General features: G+C 73.9%; 17 protein-coding genes. 7 read left to right on the top strand and 10 right to left on the bottom strand.

Annotation, left to right across the window (positions count from 1 at the left end; translation table 11 throughout):
* Positions 1-51: 51 nt before the first annotated feature.
* From EAO71_RS34225 to EAO71_RS34215, 3 genes are all read right to left on the bottom strand, one after another.
* Positions 52-414 (bottom strand): hypothetical protein, encoded by a 363-nt coding sequence (locus EAO71_RS34225; protein ID WP_147981722.1) that lies wholly within the window; start codon positions 412-414, stop codon positions 52-54.
* A gap of 11 nt (positions 415-425) precedes the next feature.
* Positions 426-1,352: a DMT family transporter gene (locus tag EAO71_RS34220; RefSeq protein ID WP_147981721.1), complete on the bottom strand. Its 927-nt coding sequence runs from the start codon at positions 1,350-1,352 to the stop codon at positions 426-428.
* A 156-nt stretch (positions 1,353-1,508) separates the two neighbouring features.
* Positions 1,509-2,120: a dihydrofolate reductase family protein gene (locus EAO71_RS34215; protein WP_147981720.1), complete on the bottom strand. Its 612-nt coding sequence runs from the start codon at positions 2,118-2,120 to the stop codon at positions 1,509-1,511.
* A gap of 217 nt (positions 2,121-2,337) precedes the next feature.
* Here EAO71_RS34215 and EAO71_RS34210 point away from each other — a divergent pair, with 217 nt between their 5' ends.
* On the top strand, positions 2,338-3,078 hold the full coding sequence (locus tag EAO71_RS34210; RefSeq protein ID WP_147981719.1) for an SDR family NAD(P)-dependent oxidoreductase: 741 nt from the start codon (positions 2,338-2,340) through the stop codon (positions 3,076-3,078).
* Between the two features lie 102 nt (positions 3,079-3,180).
* Here the strand turns inward: EAO71_RS34210 and alc are convergent, their stop codons facing one another.
* Positions 3,181-4,296: an allantoicase gene (gene alc, locus EAO71_RS34205; RefSeq protein WP_147981718.1), complete on the bottom strand. Its 1,116-nt coding sequence runs from the start codon at positions 4,294-4,296 to the stop codon at positions 3,181-3,183.
* 3 nt (positions 4,297-4,299) lie between these two features.
* Complete coding sequence (gene allB / locus EAO71_RS34200; protein WP_147981717.1) at positions 4,300-5,634, bottom strand: allantoinase AllB; 1,335 nt, start codon at positions 5,632-5,634, stop codon at positions 4,300-4,302.
* A 348-nt stretch (positions 5,635-5,982) separates the two neighbouring features.
* On the opposite strand from allB, the gene EAO71_RS34195 reads away from it, so the two are divergent.
* Complete coding sequence (locus EAO71_RS34195) at positions 5,983-6,792, top strand: IclR family transcriptional regulator (protein ID WP_147981716.1); 810 nt, start codon at positions 5,983-5,985, stop codon at positions 6,790-6,792.
* Positions 6,793-7,099: 307 nt separating this feature from the next.
* Here EAO71_RS34195 and EAO71_RS34190 read toward each other — a convergent pair whose 3' ends face one another.
* Entirely contained in the window at positions 7,100-7,798 is a 699-nt protein-coding gene (locus tag EAO71_RS34190; protein ID WP_147981715.1) for an ABC transporter ATP-binding protein, read from the bottom strand.
* Positions 7,795-8,880 carry an ABC transporter permease gene (locus EAO71_RS34185; RefSeq protein ID WP_147981714.1) on the bottom strand — a complete coding sequence of 362 codons (1,086 nt, stop codon included), beginning with the start codon at positions 8,878-8,880 and terminating at the stop codon, positions 7,795-7,797. The genes EAO71_RS34190 and EAO71_RS34185 overlap by 4 nt, the downstream gene beginning before the upstream one ends.
* A gap of 112 nt (positions 8,881-8,992) precedes the next feature.
* Between EAO71_RS34185 and EAO71_RS34180 the strand changes: the two genes are divergently transcribed.
* Both EAO71_RS34180 and EAO71_RS34175 read left to right on the top strand, forming a co-directional pair.
* Positions 8,993-10,303, top strand: coding sequence for a sensor histidine kinase (locus EAO71_RS34180; protein ID WP_147981713.1), 1,311 nt, complete (start codon positions 8,993-8,995; stop codon positions 10,301-10,303).
* Positions 10,300-10,926, top strand: coding sequence for a response regulator (locus tag EAO71_RS34175; protein WP_147981712.1), 627 nt, complete (start codon positions 10,300-10,302; stop codon positions 10,924-10,926). The genes EAO71_RS34180 and EAO71_RS34175 overlap by 4 nt, the downstream gene beginning before the upstream one ends.
* A 75-nt stretch (positions 10,927-11,001) precedes the next feature.
* Here the strand turns inward: EAO71_RS34175 and EAO71_RS34170 are convergent, their stop codons facing one another.
* Positions 11,002-11,322, bottom strand: coding sequence for a DUF5955 family protein (locus tag EAO71_RS34170; protein WP_147981711.1), 321 nt, complete (start codon positions 11,320-11,322; stop codon positions 11,002-11,004).
* A gap of 178 nt (positions 11,323-11,500) precedes the next feature.
* On the opposite strand from EAO71_RS34170, the gene EAO71_RS34165 reads away from it, so the two are divergent.
* From EAO71_RS34165 to EAO71_RS34155, 3 genes are all read left to right on the top strand, one after another.
* Complete coding sequence (locus tag EAO71_RS34165; protein ID WP_261992485.1) at positions 11,501-12,115, top strand: nucleotidyltransferase family protein; 615 nt, start codon at positions 11,501-11,503, stop codon at positions 12,113-12,115.
* Positions 12,116-12,341: 226 nt separating this feature from the next.
* Positions 12,342-13,973: a malate synthase A gene (gene aceB / locus EAO71_RS34160; RefSeq protein ID WP_147981709.1), complete on the top strand. Its 1,632-nt coding sequence runs from the start codon at positions 12,342-12,344 to the stop codon at positions 13,971-13,973.
* Between the two features lie 271 nt (positions 13,974-14,244).
* On the top strand, positions 14,245-15,411 hold the full coding sequence (locus EAO71_RS34155) for a GDSL-type esterase/lipase family protein (protein WP_147981708.1): 1,167 nt from the start codon (positions 14,245-14,247) through the stop codon (positions 15,409-15,411).
* 25 nt (positions 15,412-15,436) lie between these two features.
* Here the strand turns inward: EAO71_RS34155 and EAO71_RS34150 are convergent, their stop codons facing one another.
* Entirely contained in the window at positions 15,437-17,290 is a 1,854-nt protein-coding gene (locus EAO71_RS34150) for a hypothetical protein (protein ID WP_147981707.1), read from the bottom strand.
* A 59-nt stretch (positions 17,291-17,349) separates the two neighbouring features.
* On the bottom strand, positions 17,350-18,209 hold an 860-nt coding region (locus EAO71_RS34145; RefSeq protein WP_147981817.1), incomplete at its 5' end, for a fibronectin type III domain-containing protein.

The raw sequence follows: 18,209 nt of genomic DNA, 5'->3' as shown, positions 1-18,209 counted from the left end.
GGCCGCCGAGGCCCGCCCTCCGGGCGGACGGCGCTCCTTTCGCAACACCCCCTAGGCGGAGGCCTCGTTGAGGCGGGTGACCTCCGCGAGGTGCTCGGCCATGCGGTGGGAGACCGAGCCGCTGGTGTAGAGGACGGAACCGACGACGGCGAGGGGTACGGACGCGCCGAGCACGGCGAGCAGTTCGGGCCAGTCGCGCTCCTCGACACACCTGCTGCCGTCGCTGTGCAGGTTCTCCGAACTCCAGCGGGACAGGCACTCCTTGGATCTGTACTCGCCCACCTCGTAGGGCGCGAACAGGAGTACGGCGAGCCAGATCCACAGCAGGCCGGCGAGCGCGAGCAGGCCGAGCCCCCAGCCCTGGGTGCGGCGTGCGCGGGCGCGGAACTCTATGTCGTACGGGAGTGAACGCATGGGGCAGGAACCTACCGGTCGCCCTCGTCGGCGGCGCGGCGGCCCCAACTCGTCCCGGCGAGCACGAGGGCGGCCCCCGCGACGCCGAGGACGCCGAGCCGGTCGCCCGCGAGCGCGATGCCCGCGGCGGCGGCCCACAGCGGTTCCGTGCCCAGCAGGAGGCTGACCCGGGAGGGGGAGGTACGGCGCACGGCCCACATCTGCACGAAGAAGGCGAAGAGGGTGCAGAAGACCGAGAGGAAGACCAGCCCGGCCCATTCCCGGGGCCCGAACCCGGCCGCGACCGACCATGGTGCGGCGCCGGTCCCGGGGACGGACGCGAGGACGGCGAAGACGGCGACCGCTGAGCCGAGCTGGACGGTGGTCAGGGAGAGGGAGTCGGCGCTGCGCACCGCCTTGATCCGGGACATGGCCAGGACGTGGACGGTCCGGGCGAGGGCCGCCAGCAGCATGAGCAGGTCGCCGGTCGACGGGGTGGTGAAGCCGCCGCCCTGGGTCAGCAGCACCACGCCCGCGACCGAGAGCGCGGCCGCGGCGAGGAAGGCGCGCGGCGGCCGCCTGCGGGTGACGGCGGCCTCGGCGAGCGGGGTGAAGATCATGGTGAGGCTGATGATCAGGCCCGCGTTGGTGGCGGAGGTGTGGACGACGCCGTACGTCTCCAGCAGGAAGATGCCGCTGAGGATCAGGCCGAGGAGGCCGGCGCCGCGCCACTGGGCGGCGTTCAGCGCCCTGAGCCGGCGCCACCCCGCCGCGACCAGGACCGGGAGGACGACGGCGAACCGCAGGACCAGGACCGCGATGACGGTGTGCGTGGTGGTGATGCCCTTGGCCGCGAGATAGCTGGTGCCCCAGACGACGGCGACGAGGAGGACCGGGAGGTCGGTCAGCCAGGCGCGGCGCGGGGCGCCGAGCGGGACGGAAGCGGCGATCGAGGACATGGCGGGCCTGCTCCAACGTGTCTGACGGGGTGGAGACTTCGACGGCTCGCACGCGGACGATCACCCTACCCGGCACGACGGATGGGGGCTACACCTTTCCGTGGGGCGGACGGCCCGGCGGCCCGGCCCGCGGCCTCGGACCCGCGCCGCGGGTGCTCAGTAGCTGCCGTACTCGGGCCGGCCGGCGAGTGTGTAGGTGTGGATGGCGACGCCGGAGCCCGTGGTCGTGGCGTCCTCGTGCCGGAAGGCGGTCGGCCGCGCGCCGTCGACGAAGAGGCGGCGCCCGTTGCCGAGCACGACGGGGAAGACCAGCAGGTGGAGCGTGTCGATCAGGTCGTGCGCCATCAGGGAGCGGGCGAGCCCGCCGCTGCCGTGCATCTGGATCTCGCCCTCGGTGCGCTCCTTGAGCGCGGCGACCTCCTTGGCCGCGTCGCCGCCGAGGACGGTGGTGCCGGCCCAGTCGGCCGTGTCGAGGGTGGTCGAGGCGACGTACTTGGGGAGGGCGTTGAGCTTGCCTGCGATCGGGTCGGCGGGGTCGGTCTGCTTCGGCCAGTAGCCCGCGAAGATCTCGTAGGTGCGGCGCCCCAGCAGGAAGGCGGTGGGCCGCTCGAAGACCCCGGCCATGAACCTGCCGAAGTCCTCGTCCCCGTACGGCACGGACCAGCCGCCCTGGCCGAAGCCGCCGCTGGGGTCCTCCTGCGGGCCTCCGGGCGCCTGGTGGACGCCGTCGAGCGAGAGGAACTGGGTGAGGCTGAGCGTGGCGGTCATGACGGGCCCTTTCGGTTCGACCGGGGGTCCCCGGTCCCTCGTGTCTCACCTGCTTCGACTCCACCGCCCGGCGGAACTCATCGGTGACGCCGGAGCGGCGCCGTCCGTCCGGTGCCGGCGCCGCCGATCGCCGCGTCCGTTTCCCGCCGGTGCCCGCGCCCCCCGCCGCCTTTCATTGAACGCGAAACCACGTACGCGTTCTCCCTGGAGGTTCGACATGTCCACGATGTACGGCAAGGCGGTCCTGGTGACGGGCGGCAGCCGCGGCATAGGGGCCGCGACGGCCCTGCGGCTGGCCCGTGAGGGGGCCGACGTCGCCTTCACCTACGTCCGGGGCGAGGAGCGCGCGCGGGAGGTCGCGGCGGCGATCGAGGTGCTGGGGCGCAGGGCTTCGGCCCTGCGGGCCGACGCGGCCGACGCCGGGGACGCGGCGGGCGCGGTGGAGTGGGCCGCCGACGCGCTCGGCCGGCTCGACGTCCTGGTCAACAACGCCGGTATCGGCGTCCTCGGCCCGCTGGAGAGCCTGTCCCTGGCGGACGTGGACCGGGTGCTCGCGGTCAACGTGCGGGCGGCCTTCCTGGCGGCACAGGCGGCGGCGGGCCGGATGGGGCGCGGCGGCCGGATCATCACGATCGGCACCTGTATGACGGCGCGGGTGCCGGGACCCGGCGGAACCCTCTACGCGACGAGCAAGTCCGCGCTCGTCGGCCTGACGAAGGGGCTGGCCCGGGACCTGGGCGGGCGCGGTATCACGGCCAACCTGGTCCATCCGGGCCCGGTCGACACCGACATGAACCCGGCGGACGGCCCGTACGCGCCGGGGCAGACGGCGCTGACGGCGCTGGGCCGGTTCGGTGTCCCGGACGAGGTCGCCGCGATGGTGGCGTTCCTGGCGGGTCCGGGAGCGGAGTACGTGACGGGCGCCGAGTTCTCGGTCGACGGCGGACACGCCGCCTGAGGGCTGCGGCGCTCCGGGGCGTCCGGGAGTGTCGGGCGGATAGCGCGAAGGCGCACCGGGGCTGTCGGGCCGGTGCGCCTTCGCGTGCCGGGCGGGGTGTCGTTACCCGCCCAGTTCCTGGTGGCGGGCCGTCAGCCGCGCCGTGCCCGCTTCGGTGAGGGAGCCGAAGAGACGGAGGCGGGAGATGCCGCCGTCGGGGTAGATGTCGATCCGGACGCGGGAGCCGACGGCCGGGGTGTCCAGGACGAACCGGTGGTTGGTGTCGGGCTGGAGGCGGGTCCGGGGCAGGATCTCGGTCCAGTCCTCGGAGCCCTCGGCCGCCACGGAGAGCGCCGCCCAGCCCGCGCTGTTGCCCTTGAGGTAGGCCGTGTCGATCTCGACCGCGCGGATCTCGGACTCGGCCGCCAGGCTGTAGCGGATCCAGTCGTTGCCCTTGTCCCGGCGGCGGCGGGTCTCCCAGCCGTCGTCCATCTTGCGGGACCGGCCGGGCTGGATGGTGTTGGTCGCCGGCGAGTAGAAGCGGTCCGAGGCGTCCTCGACCTGGCCGCCGTTCTCCAGCGCCGCGAGGTCGAAGGTGCCGAGCACGCCGAGCCAGCGCGGGTCGGGGGCCACCTCTCCGTACACGCGCAGCCGCGCGATGCCGCCGTCGGGGTGCTGGTTGACCCGCAGGTGGGTGAAGCGCTGCTCGACGGCGACGGCGAAGCCGTTGGCCGCGTGGCCGCCGATCGCGGTGCGCGGGACGAGGGTCGTCCACTTCACGTCGTCGGCCAGCAGCTCCTCGGGGGAGGGCGAGCCCGCGACCGAGGCCGCCTCGACCGACACGGCCTGCGGGTAGTTGCCGCGGAAGTGCGCGGTGTCGACGACGACGCCGCGGACGACGCCCGGGGCGCCGAGACGTACCAGCGCCCAGTCGTGGTCGTCGGCGGTGGGGTGCGGCTCCTGGGCGGACACGCCGCGGCGGCGGCGGGTCTCCCAGCCGTCCATGATCTTGCCCTTGTGCCCGAAGTGCTCGGGGTCGAACTCGGCGGCCTCCGGCTTGAGCATGTTCTCGCGCTCGGCGAAGAACTCGTCGTTCGCGGCGATCACTCCGGCGCCGAGCCGCCGGTCGGCGAGGTCGGCGTACTGCGTGAAGGGGAAGTCGGCGGTGCGGTAGTCCGCGTACGGGTCGCCGCCGCCGTAGGGGCTGGCGTCGCCGGTGAAGGAGGGTATGCCGGTCACGGGTCAGTTGTTCCTTTCGAGGAGGCGGCCGGAGGGCTCGGCGAGGGTGCCGTCGACGGCGATGCGCTCGCCGCGCAGCCAGGTGGACCGCACGACGCCGTGCAGGGTCCGGCCGGCGTAGGCGGTGACCCGGTTGCGGTGCTCCAGCTCGGCGGGGTCGACGGTGAAGGTGGCCTCGGGGTCGAGGACCGCGAAGTCGGCGTCGCGGCCGGCCTTGATGGCGCCCTTGCGGTCCAGGCCGGCGAGCCGGGCCGGGCCTTCGGACATCCAGCGGACGATGTCGGTCAGGTCGTGGCCGCGGCGGCGGGCCTCGGTCCAGATCGCCGGCAGGCCGAGCTGCAGGGAGGAGATGCCGCCCCAGGCGGAGGCGAAGTCGGGGGTCTTCAGGTCGGCGGTGGAGGGCGAGTGGTCGGAGACGATGCAGTCGATCGTCCCGTCCGCCAGGCCCTGCCAGAGCGCGTCCTGGTTCGACGCCTCCCGGATCGGCGGGCAGCACTTGAACTCCGTCGCGCCGTCCGGCACCTCCTCCGCGGTGAGGGTGAGGAAGTGCGGGCAGGTCTCGACCGTCACGGAGAGCCCCTCGGCCTTGGCCGCGGCGATCAGCGGCAGCGCGTCCGAGGAGGACAGGTGCAGGACGTGGACGCGCGCGTCGAGACGGCGGGCCTGGTCGATCAGGTTCCCGATCGCGGTGTTCTCGGCGTCCCGCGGGCGGGACGCGAGGAAGTCGGCGTACCTGCCGCCGCTCTTCTGCGGGGCGGCGGCGAGGTGGTGCGGGTCCTCCGCGTGCACGATCATCAGCCCGTCGAAACCGGCGACCTCGGCGAGGGAGTTCGCCAGCTGCTCCTGGTCGAGCTCGGGGAACTCGTCCACGCCGGACGGCGACAGGAAGCACTTGAAGCCGAAGACGCCGGCGTCGTGCAGCGGGCGCAGGTCCTTGACGTTGCCGGGCAGCGCGCCGCCCCAGAAGCCGACGTCGATGTGCGCCTTCGTCCGGGCGACCTCCTGCTTGATCCGCAGGTGCTCGACGGTGGTCGTCGGCGGCAGGGAGTTGAGCGGCATGTCGAGCAGGGTGGTGATGCCGCCCGCCGCGGCGGCGCGGGTGGCGGTCCAGAACCCCTCCCACTCGGTGCGGCCCGGGTCGTTCACGTGCACGTGGGTGTCGACGAGCCCGGGGAGCACGACGTCGTCGCCGACGTCCTCCAGCCGGGCACCGGCCGGGACCTCGGCGTCGTACGGCAGCACCGCGGCGATGGTCCCGCCGGCGACGGCGATCGACGCGGGGCGTGTCCCCTCGGGGGTGATGACGCGTGTCGAGCGCAGTACCAGGTTGACGTCCACCCGTACCCCTTCTTCTTCCACCCAGCAGAAATTCAACGAACTGTTGAAGGAGTCTGAACTCAGGACGACATGCCGTCAAGGGCACGCTTCCAGCATGACGCCGCCCCGCCCCGGCGCGACCGGGCGTTCTTGGACGTTTCCATGAAGTGGAATCGAAATTTCGTACAGTAGAACGTAGCTCCGCACATGCGGGGAGGTCCGGGGACCCCTCCGGGCAGCCGTCGACACCGGACAAACACCCCCGTCGCGCACCCGGCACCGGCCCGGGCGGCGGCACCGGGGCCGTGTGTACGACGGGGTCGCCCGGTAGGCTGCTGACCTGCCCGCCCGCCTCGAAAGGACCTCGACGTGCCGACGTCCAACGCCAGCACCACCGACGCCGCAAAGCCCGCTGCCGCGAGCGGTGGCGTCCAGTCCCTTGAGCGCGCCTTCGACCTCCTGGAGCGGATGGCCGACGCCGGCGGCGAGGTCGGGCTGAGCGAGCTCTCCGCCAGCAGCGGGCTGCCGCTGCCCACCATCCACCGGCTGATGCGCACCCTGGTGGCCTGCGGGTACGTACGCCAGCAGTCGAACCGCCGGTACGCGCTCGGCCCCCGGCTGATCCGGCTCGGGGAGTCGGCCTCCCGGCTGCTCGGCACCTGGGCCCGGCCCTATCTGGCGCGCCTGGTCGAGGAGACCGGCGAGACCGCGAACATGGCCCTGCTCGACGGGGACGAGATCGTCTACGTCGCCCAGGTGCCGTCGAAGCACTCGATGCGGATGTTCACCGAGGTCGGCCGGCGCGTCCTGCCGCACTCGACGGGCGTGGGCAAGGCGCTGCTCGCCCACACCCCGGCGGACGAGGTCCGCGCGCTGCTCGCCCGGACGGGCATGCCGGCCGCGACCGAGAAGACCATCACGACGCCCGAGGGTTTCCTGGACGCGCTCGCGGTGGTGCGCGACGCCGGGTACGCGGTCGACGACAACGAGCAGGAGATAGGGGTCCGCTGCCTCGCGGTGTCGGTGCCCGACTCCCCCACTGCGGCGGCGATCTCGATCTCCGGCCCGGCGGGCCGCGTGACGGAGGCGGCGACGGAGAAGATCGTCCCGATCCTCCAGGAGGTGGCCCGGGAGCTGTCGGCGGCCCTCGCGAACACGGCGGGCAACGGACAGGCGTAGCCGCGGAGCACGACGACAAGGGGCGCCCCGGGCCTGGAGGCCCGGGGCGCCCCTGGGTCCTGTCCGGGCGATCGTGGAGGATCGGCCCGCGGCGTCGGATGTGGTGCATCGCAAGGCGGAGGATCGCCCTCGTACCGGGTGTACTCGGGCGACTCCGACAACGCCGCGAGGGGCCGCAGCCGTCGTCGCGGGCCCGAGAAGATCGCCCGGACAGGACCTGGTCGCGTCCGGTGCCTCCGGCCGGCGGCACGGCGGCCAGGCCGGGAGCCCCGACGTGGCCGCGCGCCACCGCCACTCCGCCGCGTCGTCAGGCCGCCGCCCCGCCCGGCACCGTCACGGGGTCCACCAGCCGGCCGTCCCGTACGAGGACGGTCGCGTCCGCCCGCTCCAGGTGCGTGCGGTCGTGGGTCACCAGCACCGTCGCCGTGCCGCGTTCCGCGGTCAGCGTCGCGAGCAGGTCCACCACCGCCGCGCCCCGCTCGTGGTCCAGCGCGCTGGTCGGCTCGTCCACGAGCAGCACGGCGGGCTCGTTCATCAGGGCCCGGGCGATGTTGACGCGCTGGCGCTGGCCGCCGGAGAGCTGGTGCGGGCGGCGGCCGGCGAGGTCGGCGAGGCCGACGGCGTCGAGCAGGTCCGCGGCCCGCGCGCGCGCCGCCTTCGGCCGGCCCCCCGAGAGGTGCGCCATCACCTGCAACTGCTCCGCGGCCGTCAGGGACGGCAGCAGGTTGGGCTGCTGGAAGACGATCCCGATCCGCTCCCGCCGCAGCGCCGCCCTGGCCGCCGCGTCCAGCGGACCGGTGTCCGTGCCGGCCACGACCACCCGGCCCCGGTCCGGGGTCACGAGCGTCGCCGCGACCGCGAGCAGGCTGGACTTGCCCGATCCCGAGGGCCCCACGACGGCCGTGACGCTGCCGGCCGGGACCTCCAGCCCGATCGCGTCGAGGGCGGTGAGCCGCCCGTCCCCGTCGGGGTAGGTCAGCGTGACATCGTCGAGGATCAGGCTCATCGGGCGCTCCCGAGTGCGGTCAGAGGGTCGACGGCGGTGATGCGCCGGATGGAGAGTCCGGCGCCGAGCACGCCGAGGAGGATCATCACGGCGGCCGGGCCGAGCACGGTCGCCGGTTCCAGGACGAAGGGCACGTCGCCGCCGCTGACGAGCGCGCCGATGGAGACCGCGAGTCCGGTGCCCAGCAGCGTCCCGGCGCCGAGCATCAGCACCGCCTGCCCGAGGGCGTCCCTCAGCAGGTACGGCGTGGAGGCGCCCAGCGCCTTGAGGACGGCCACGTCGCCGCTGCGCTGGATCGTCCAGACCGTGAAGAAGGCTCCTATGACGAGCGCGGAGATGGCGAAGAGGAAGCCTCGCATCAGCTGCAGGGAGCCGTTCTCCGCCTGGTAGGACCCTATGGCGGTGAGCGCCCCGTCGACGCTCCTCGCCTCGGTGCCCGACGCCCGGTCGCCGGCCCCGAGATCGGCGCCGTCGCCTGCCCTCAGGACGATGACGGTGGCCTGCTCGTCGGGCGTGGTGCCGCTGTGCCCGATCTTCTGCCAGTCGTCGAGCGAGGTCCACACGACGGGCGTGTGGCTGTACGAGGCGTCGCCCGCGACCGCCGCGACGACGGCCTCCAGCGGTCCGAGGCGCACGGTGCCGCCCACCGCGGTCCCCAGCTCCTCGGCCGCGGACCGCGACAGCACGACCCGGCCCGGCCCGAGCCGTTCGCTCTCGGGGCCGAGACCCGATCCCGGCTCCGTGCCGAAGGCGGAGACGGAGGCCGTCCGGTCCCCGGCGACGCCGCCCAGTGTCCGGATCCCGAGCGGCTCGGCGCTCGTCACCCCGGGCCGCTCCGCCCACCGGCGCCACTGCGCCTGCGTCACCGTCGAGTCGGTGAAGGAGACCGGCCGGCCGGCGGGTGGCGCGGCGAAGGCCAGCCGGTCGGCCGGCAGTCCCGTGATCGCCGAGACGTTCTCGCGGGCGAGTCCGGCGGTCAGCCCGGACAACAGGCCGACGAGCAGGGTGATCAGCACGATCACCGTGCCCATCAGGGTGAATCGCCCCTTGGCGAATCTCAGGTCTTTCCAAGCCACGAACATGGGACCAAGACTGCTGGCCGGGGCCCGGGCCGGGCATCGCGCCACGGATGGCTCCGCAATCAAACTTTCGGTTGAGTCCGGATGGTCGGCCCCGGCCTACGCTGGACAGATCATGGATCCCCGTTCCCTCACCCCTGCCCTGCGCGTGGTGCGCCTGTGCCTGCACCTGCTGATGGCGGGCCTGCTGGTCCTGGCGGCGGTCCGGGCGGACTCCGCCGCCGGGGTGGCGGCGGCCGCGGTCACCGGCGCGGTCTACGCCGCCGGTTCGCTGCTGCCGTCGGTGCGCACCTCCCGGCGCGCGGCCGGCCTGTGGCTGGCGGCGCTGTGCGCCTCGTGGCTCGTGCTGCTGTGGCTGACGCCGGAGGGCCTGTGGGTGGCGTTCCCGCTGTACTTCCTCCAGCTGCACCTGCTGCCCGTGCGCTGGTCGCTGCCCGCGGTGGCGCTCACCGCCTGCGCGGCGATCCTCTCCTACGTGCGCCGCGGCGACGCCCTCAACCCGGGGGTGTTCATCGGTCCGCTGCTCGGGGCGGCCGTGGCGGTGGCCACGGTGCTCGGCTACCAGGCGCTCTACCGCGAGAGCGAGCGGAGGCGGCGGCTGATCGAGGAGCTCCTGTCGACCCGGGCGGAGCTGGCGGCGGCCGAGCGGCACGCCGGCACGCTGGCGGAGCGGGAGCGCCTGGCCCGCGAGATCCACGACACGCTGGCGCAGGGACTGTCCTCGATCCAGCTGCTGCTGCGGGCCGCGCAGCGGACGCTGCCGCCGGACTCCCCTGCGGCCGGCCACGTCGAACGGGCCCGGCGGGCGGCGCAGGACAACCTGGCCGAGGCGCGCCGGTTCGTCCGGGCGCTGGCGCCGCCCGGCCTGGAGCACGGCTCGCTCGCGGCGGCGCTGGAGCGACTGTGCGAGCCGGGCCCGGCACGGCTGCCCGAGGAGGAGCCCGGACGGCTGTCCGCGGCAGGCCCGGGACAGGCGTCCACGACCGGCCGGGAGCAGACGTCCACGACCGGCCGGGAGCAGGCGTCCACGACCGGCCGCGGCCCCGCGGAGGAGCCGGCTCCGGGCCGCCCGCTGCGGGCCCGGTTCACGCTGAGCGGCACGCCGGTGGAGCTGCCGACCCCGTACGAGGTGGCCCTGCTGCGGATCGCCCAGTCGGCGCTGGCGAACACGGTCCGGCACGCGGACGCCTCGCGGGCGGAGATCACGCTCTCCTTCATGGACGCCTCGGTGACGCTGGACGTGGTGGACGACGGCCGGGGCTTCGATCCGGCCCGGCTCTCCCCCTCGGCGGAGGGCGGCTTCGGGCTGCCGGCGATGCGGTCACGGGCCCGGTCGCTTGGCGGCACCTTCACCGTGGAGTCGGCGCCCGGTCAGGGCACGGCGGTCGCCGTGTCCCTCCCTCTTCCCGCTGGAGCGCCGTCATGACGATCCGTCTTCTTCTGGCCGACGACCATCCGGTGGTCCGGGCGGGACTCCGCGCGGTCCTGGACACGGAGCCCGACTTCGCCGTGGTCGGCGAGGCGGCGACGGCCGAGCGCGCGGTGGAGCTGGCCGCGGCGGGCGGGGTGGACGTGGTGCTGATGGACCTGCAGTTCGGGGCGGGTATGCACGGCTCGGAGGCGACCGCGGCGATCACGGCCGTACGGGGCGGGCCGCGGGTGCTGGTCCTGACCACGTACGACACGGACGCCGACATCCTGGCGGCGGTCGAGGCGGGAGCCTCGGGCTATCTGCTCAAGGACGCGCCGCCCGAGGAGCTGGCCGCCGCCGTCCGCACGGCGGCCGCCGGCCAGTCGGCGCTGGCCCCGGCGGTGGCGCACCGGCTGATGGACCGGATGCGGACGCCCGCGGAGGCGCTGACGAAGCGGGAGCTGGAGGTGCTGCAGCTGGTGGGCGAGGGCCTGTCGAACCAGCAGATCAGCAAGCGGCTCTTCCTGAGCCAGGCGACGGTGAAGTCCCATCTGGTGCATGTCTTCGCCAAGCTGGGGGTCGACTCGCGCACGGCCGCGGTGGCGGCGGCGACGGCACGGCGGCTGATCCGGCGGTAGTCGTGCGGGGCGCCCCCGGCCGGTGGCACCGGCCGGCAGGCCTCGGTGCCGCGCCTCGGCCGCCGCCGGAGTGCCTCAGGCGCCCCGCGGCGGCTCGCCGAACAGTTCCACGGCGTTGCGGACGCCCGCGAGGCCGTTCGCCAAGGCGCTGACGGAGCCGACCGCACCCGCGATCAGCAGCAGGGACCGGCGCAGCCTGCGGATCTCCGGCACGCCGCTCACGGCCATCGCGTCCAGCGACGCGAGCTCGTCCTCGGCGATGCCGCGGTCGGCGAACTCGGCGCGGTGGCCGGCGAGTTCACGGCGCAGTCGGGAGACGGCGGCACGCAGCTCCGCCACTCTCGGGTCCTCGCCGCTGCCGGTTGTCACACGCCTCTGCCCAACACTTCGCAACAAAGTTCTCCCCCTCGCACGACATCGCGCGCCGAACGCCCACTCCGAACCGGACCCTTCGAACGGTGGTCAGGCGCCGGGGGTCGCGGGCCAGTTAACGCCATCGCGCGCCCGCCGCGCCACTCCGCGGACGCAATTTCAGGCATCCGTGTCCCGGGCCGTCATGCGGTATGCATCCCTCATGACGGATGCACAGCACACCCGGCCCCTGGTGGCCGGTCTCCTCCTCGCCGCGGGCGGCGGGCGCCGCCTCGGCGGGCGACCCAAGGCCCTGCTCCCCCACCGCGGCCGGCCGCTGGTGGAGCACGCGGTGCGCGCGCTGCGCGATGGCGGCTGCGAGGTGGTCCACGTGGTTCTCGGGGCCTCCGCCGAGCTCGTACGCGAGCGGGCGGTCCTGCCCGGCTGCGTCCTGGTGGACAACCCGGACTGGGCCGAGGGCATGGGCTCCTCGCTGCGCGTGGGCCTCGGCTCGCTGGCAGCCGAGGCGCTGCCGGTGGACGCGGCCCTGGTGAGTCTGGTGGACCAGCCGGGGATCGGGGCGCCGGCGGTGGCGCGGGTCCGGTCGGCCTACCGCTCCCGCGGTTCCCTGGCGGCGGCCTCGTACGACGGCAGACGCGGCCATCCGGTGCTCTTCGGCGCGGACCGCTGGGCGGCCGTCGCGGGGGGTGCGGTCGGCGACCAGGGGGCACGCGACTTCCTGAAGGCCCATCGGGATGCGATCACGCTGGTGGACTGTTCGGATGTGGCCGAGCCCTACGACATCGACACGGAGGCCGATCTGGCGCACCTTGAGTGAGAGACCTGGCACCGAGCGCCACGGTCTGTCGATCCGGAGTATCTCGACATCAACAAACCATTGAACTTCCACCATGAGGAAACTAGTATCCACTGTTCAGAAGCGCCTGATACCTCTGACGGCGCTCGCGGCCGTATCCCGGCACCGTGGCACGCAGTGCCGCTTCCGTGACGCCCGGCGGCCGCAAGGCACCGCCCGTGAAGCCCGCTGAAGGAAGTGACAGTTCATGTCCGCACCAGCGCCGTCCCCCCTGGCCGTCGTCGAAGCCGAGCCCCTGCCGCGGCAGGAGGAGGTGCTCACCGACGCCGCCCTCGCCTTCGTGGCGGAGCTGCACCGGCGGTTCACGCCGCGCCGGGACGAGCTCCTCGCCCGCCGGGCGGAGCGCCGCGCCGAGATCGCCCGCACGTCCACCCTCGGCTTCCTCCCGGAGACCGCGGCCGTCCGTGCCGACGACTCCTGGAAGGTCGCGCCCGCCCCGGCGGCCCTGAACGACCGCCGCGTCGAGATCACCGGCCCGACGGACCGGAAGATGACGATCAACGCGCTGAACTCGGGTGCGAAGGTCTGGCTCGCCGACTTCGAGGACGCCTCGGCGCCGACCTGGGAGAACGTGGTCCTCGGTCAGGTCAACCTGATCGACGCCTACACCCGGAAGATCGACTTCACCGACCCGAAGTCGGGCAAGTCCTACGCGCTCAAGCCGGCCGAGGAGCTGGCCACGGTCGTCATGCGCCCCCGCGGCTGGCACCTGGAGGAGCGGCACCTGACCTTCGAGGGCCGCCCGGTCCCCGGCGCCCTGGTCGACTTCGGCCTGTACTTCTTCCACAACGCCAAGCGCCTCGTGGAGCTCGGCAAGGGCCCGTACTTCTACCTCCCGAAGACGGAGTCGCACCTGGAGGCCCGCCTCTGGAACGACGTCTTCGTGTACGCGCAGGACTACGTCGGCCTCCCGCAGGGCACCGTGCGCGCCACCGTCCTGATCGAGACGATCACGGCCGCGTACGAGATGGAGGAGATCCTCTACGAGCTCCGCGACCACGCGGCGGGACTGAACGCGGGCCGCTGGGACTACCTCTTCTCCATCGTCAAGAACTTCCGTGACGGCGGCGCCAAGTTCGTGCTGCCGGACCGCAACCTGGTCACCATGACCGCGCCGTTCATGCGCGCGTACACCGAACTGCTCGTCCGCACCTGCCACAAGCGGGGCGCGCACGCGATCGGCGGCATGGCCGCCTTCATCCCGTCGCGGCGCGACGCCGAGGTCAACAAGGTCGCCTTCGAGAAGGTCAAGGCGGACAAGGACCGCGAGGCGGGCGACGGCTTCGACGGCTCCTGGGTCGCCCACCCGGACCTGGTCCCGATCGCGATGGCCTCCTTCGACGCGGTGCTCGGCGACAGGCCGAACCAGAAGGACCGGCTGCGCGAGGACGTGCACGTCGAGGGCCCGGAGCTGATCGACATCGCCTCCCTGGACGCGCGGCCGACCTACGAGGGCCTGCGCAACGCCGTCCAGGTCGGCACCCGGTACATCGAGGCCTGGCTGCGCGGCCTCGGCGCCGTCGCGATCTTCAACCTGATGGAGGACGCGGCGACCGCCGAGATCTCCCGCTCGCAGATCTGGCAGTGGATCAACGCCGGTGTCGAGTTCGAGCACGACGGCGAGACGGTGAAGGCCACGCCGGAGCTGGCGCGCGAGGTGGCCGCCGAGGAACTGGCCGCGATCCGCGAGGAGATCGGCGAGGAGGCCTTCGCGGCCGGCAAGTGGCAGCAGGCCCACGACCTCCTGCTGCACGTCTCGCTGGACGCCGACTACGCCGACTTCCTGACCCTCCCCGCGTACGAACAGCTGGTCGGCTGACCCGCACAGCAGCCGCGCAGCACCCGTACCCCCCGGCTCCCTACGGCTCCTCCGGGACTCCCGTACGTCGGCCCGCACACAGGCTCCGCCCCCGGTGACGCACAGCACCGGGGGCGGAGCCCTTTTCGCTCCGGTGCGTTTCACAGGGCATGTGACGCAACCGAGATACGCAGCTACCTAGCGGTAACAAGCCACGGCATGCGAGATTCCGCCATGCCACCGGCCGGCGGCAGTCCCCCGCTCCTCTGCACCGACGCAGGAGAACTCCGCCATGCGCACCACCCCCCACCGCGCACTCCACAGACCCGCCGCCGCCGCGCTCGCCCTGCCCCTCGCCCTCGGCGGGCTGGTCGGCACCGGCGCCGCCCCCGCCGCCGCGAGTCCCGGCTCCGGCCCCACCGCCGTCGTGACCATGGGCGACAGCTACATCTCCGGCGAGGCCGGACGCTGGCAGGGCAACAGCCTCACCAACACCGGCAGTCGCAACGGCACCGACCGGGCTTGGACGGGCAGCACGTACGACCCCGCCCGCGTGTACGGCGCCACGGCGGCCAACGGCTGCCACCGCTCCGACTCCGCCGAGGTGCGCAGCGCCGGCGCGATCGCCGCCACCCTCGTCAACCTGGCCTGCTCCGGCGCCACGACGCAGAACGTGTTCCGGTCCTCGCAGGGCGGACAGGCGTACAAGGGCGAGGCGCCGCAGGCCGACCAGCTCGCGGCGGTCGCCGCCGCGAACGACGTCCGGATGATCGTGCTGTCGGTCGGCGGCAACGACCTGGGCTTCTCGGACATCATCCGCACCTGCGCCACCGACTACATCGTCTGGTACTCCTACTGCCACGACGACCAGCAGGCCGAGGTCGACGCCAGGATCGACGGCGCGATGGCGAACGTCGCCAAGTCGGTCGACGAGATCCGCGCGGTGATGTCCGGCGCCGGTTACGCGGCCTCCGCCTACCGGATCGTGCTCCAGTCCTACCCGTCCCCCATCCCCCGCGCCGCCGACAACCGCTACACGGAGAGCGGCTGGAGCCGCGTCAACACGGGCGGGTGCCCGTTCTGGAACCTCGACTCCGACTGGGCGCGGGACTCGCTCGTCCCGCAGGTCTCCGACCGGCTGAAGGCCGTCGCCGCCGCCAAGGGCACCCAGTTCATGGACCTGCGGGACCTGCTCCAGGGCCGTGAGGTCTGCGCCAAGGCGTCGAAGCAGGTGAGTGCCACGGTGCCGGCCTCGATCACGAGCAGCGAGTGGGCCCGCTGGATCGACAGCAACGAAACCCAGGGACCGGTCCAGGAGTCCGTGCACCCCAACTACTACGGCCAGCTCGCCCTCGGCCGCTGCCTGGCCCTGATCCAGGCGCGACCGACCGGCAACCACAGCTGCCGCAACACGGCGGGGGCGGGCACGTCCGGGATCTACCTCTCGGCGCTCTCCTGACCCCTCTTCCGACCCCCCACGGGGTTCAGCGGGCGCGGCGCCTCACCCGGCGTCGCGCCCGTCGCTCCGTGCGCGCCTGCGGACGGGCCACCCCCAGGCGCACCAGGGTGCGTTCGGCCTGGTGCGGATCGGCCGCCACCATCTCCTTGATCAGGGCGGTCGCGCCGCCGGGCCACCCTTCGGCCGCGACGTCGAAGGCGGCCCGGCCGGGCGCCCGGGTCAGCTCGTCCAGTACGGCGAGGGCGTAGGCGGACAGCGGTACGAGGGTCTCGTCCACGGTCTCGCCCCGGGCGCGGAGGGTGTCGGCCACGGACGCGCCGACGACCGGGTCGGCGACGGCGCCGCGCAGCGCCTCCAGGGGGGCCGCGGCGCCGTCCAGGAGGCCGAACAGCGCGCGGGTGTCGGAGGCCTCGTGGGTCCCGGCGTTGACGGTGCCGAGGGCGGCGAGCAGCGCCGACCACGCGTCGGCGTCGTCACCCCGGGCGCGGAGCCAGTCGGCGAGGACGCGCGCGGCGGCGGGACCGGACCAGCCCTCGGCCGCGGCGACCACCGTCGGGGCGTCCCAGGCGGCGGCCTCGGCGGCGTCGGGGGCCGCGACGTGCCGGACCCTCAGCAGGTAGTGGAGGACCTCGACGCCCTGCGGGGTGAGGCCGAAGGCGTCACCGGCGCGGAAGACCATGCCCGTCCCGGTGAGCCGGTCGACGGTGTCGGCCATGGTCCGGGCGGACGGCTCCAGCCGCGCCCGGTCGTCGTCGGTGACGGTCCGCCCGACGAGCCGGGTCAGCTCCTCGGCGGAGGGCAGCCGGTAGTCGCCGGGGGCCTGGGCCGTGGCCGGTACGGGTACGGGCGCGTCCTCCAGGCGCGGATCGACCGGCCAGTCCTCGAACTCGGCGGCCCTGCGGGCCACCGACTCGGCGCTGGAGCCGCGCTGGTAGAGCGCGTACAGCAGGTGGGCGGCCTCGCCGTCGTAGAGCCCGCCCGTCTCGGCCTTCATCTCGTCGACGGCCGCGGCGAGCAGGTCGGCGGCGGCCTCCACGGAGCGCTGCGGATCGTGCGGCTCCGCGGGCGGTGGCGGGAGGGGCACGGTGGAGTCCCCGTAGTAGTCGAGGTGTTCGTCCAGAAGGGTGTCGGCCAGGACCAGATGGGGGAACGCCTCCGGCCCGGGGGCCAGATGGGCGTACGGCCCCGAGAGCGCCCCGGCCAGGCCCTCGGCGGTCCAGCGGTCGACCAGTTCGCCCGCCACCCGGCCGACGCCGTGGGCGACGTCCGAGTCGGAGAGCAGCGGCCCGGCGGGCGAGGGCGCCTCGGCGTCCCGTACGTACGCGCCGGTCAGGGCCTCGGCGAGGATGGCGTCGGCGAGTTCGCTCCGGTTCATCAGGTCGGCGCGGCGCAGCCCGTCCGGGGTCGTGACGCCCTCGTGGGCGGCGAGCCAGCCGAGGACGGCGGCCGCGTCGCCGGGGTCGGTGCCGTCGGCCCGCAGCAGCGAGGCGTACCAGCGCTGCCAGGTGAGGTTGCCGGGGTCGTTCATCGCCCGCTCGAAGTCGGGCACGGTCTCCTCGATCGCGGTCACGATCCGGGCCTGCCGCTTCCCGTTGAGCCGCCCGGCCTCCCGGATCCGCTCGGTGAGCGCGACGAGCACGGCGGGGTAGGCCGCCAGCTCCTCGGGCGTCGCGTAGACGAAGGTCGGCGCGTCCTCGACGAGCAGATGCCGCACCAACTCCACGGTCGGCTCGGGCAGGCCCGCGCGCCGTTCGGCCCCGCGCAGCGCCAGGAGCCCGAGCACGGCGTCGGCGGCCCGCACGTAGGAGGGGTCGTGGCGCTCGGGGGCGCCGTCGAGGAACGTGTCGAGCCCGGTGTTGGAGAGCACGGTGGCAGCCACGCCTCCAGGGTAGTTCCGGAGGGCGGAGGACGTCGTTCCACGACGGGCGCGCCGGGGTGTCAGCGCGCCGGCACCACCACCGTCCGCTGCGCGGAGAAGTCGCCCCAGGTGCCGTCCGGGAGCCTGGCGCGCAGGGTGACGCTGTAGCGGGTGCCCGGTGGGTCCTGGACCGTGAAGGTGTAGGTGGCGCGGCCCGGTGGGGGCTCCGCTCCCCAGACGACGGTCGTGGCGAACCTGCCGTTCAGGTAGAGCTGGTGCTGTTCGATCGGGGCGTCGGTCCTCGGCGGGGTCCAGGTCAGGGTGATCTCGCCGCGCCCGGCCGTCGCCTCCAGGTCGGTGGGGGCGGTGTTCGGGGGCGCGCCGGGAGCGGCGGCGGTGGTGACGTCGAGGGTGTTGCTGTCCGGGGAGGAGTTCTCGGCGGCGTCGCGGGCGCGGACCGTGAAGGAGTAGATCGTGCCGGGGCGGAGCGTCGTGACGCGGGTGGTGGTGACGGTGCCGGGGACGGTGTGGACGCGGGTGTCCGCCTGGTAGACGTCGTAGGCCGTCACTCTCGTGTCGTCGCGGGCGGGAGTCCAGGTCAGGGTGGCGGCGCGGCTGCCGTCGGCGGCGCCGCGCAGGGATGCCGGCGTGGTCGGGGGGGTGCGGTCGCGCGCGCTCGCGGCGAGGGTGGTCGCCGGGACCGTCACGCTGTGTGGCGAGCGGTTCCCGGCGGCGTCGCGGGCGCGGACCGTGAAGGAGTAGGGGGTGGCGGGCGTCAGGTTCACGATGTCGGTCATGAGGGTCGTGGCCGGCAGGTCTCTCACCTTGCGGCCCCGCTCGTAGACCTCGTAGCCGGCCACGGCGCGGTCGTCGGTCGCGGCGCTCCACATGACGTGGACGGTGGTCGCGCTGCCGGAGGCCGCCGTGACGCCGGTGGGGG

The sequence above is a fragment of the Streptomyces sp. MS191 genome (assembly GCF_008042125.1).
Classification (GTDB): domain Bacteria; phylum Actinomycetota; class Actinomycetes; order Streptomycetales; family Streptomycetaceae; genus Streptomyces.
Note: the sequence above shows the minus strand (reverse complement) of the source record. Positions and strands in the feature narration are given on the sequence as shown.